Genomic DNA, 382 nt, shown 5'->3' on the forward strand with positions numbered 1-382 from the left:
TTTCCCGGCGGTGGATACCGGCGAAATCCGCCTGCATCTGCGCGCGCCGACCGGCACGCGGATCGAGGACACCGCGAGCATTACCGACCAGGTCGAAGCCCGCGTGCGCGATGTGATCCCGAAGCAGGAACTCGCGGCGATGCTGGACAACATCGGCGTGCCGGTGAGCGGCATCAATCTGACCTACGACTCGTCGGACCCGATCGGCTCCGAAGATGCCGACGTGATGATCACGCTCGCGCCGAAACACAAGCCGACCGCGCAATACGTGGCGACGCTGCGCACCACGCTGACGAAAGACTTCCCCGGTGTCACGTTCGCTTTCCTGCCCGCCGACATCGTCAGCCAGATTCTCAACTTCGGCCTGCCCGCGCCGATCGAC

1 pseudogene is annotated in these 382 nt (G+C 64.9%); it reads left to right on the plus strand.

The window, feature by feature from the left end:
* Positions 1–382, plus strand: a pseudogene (locus tag P0D73_RS46815) (efflux RND transporter permease subunit); the annotation flags it as partial.

It is taken from the genome of Paraburkholderia sp. RL18-101-BIB-B (genome assembly GCF_046026985.1).
Taxonomy (GTDB): domain Bacteria; phylum Pseudomonadota; class Gammaproteobacteria; order Burkholderiales; family Burkholderiaceae; genus Paraburkholderia.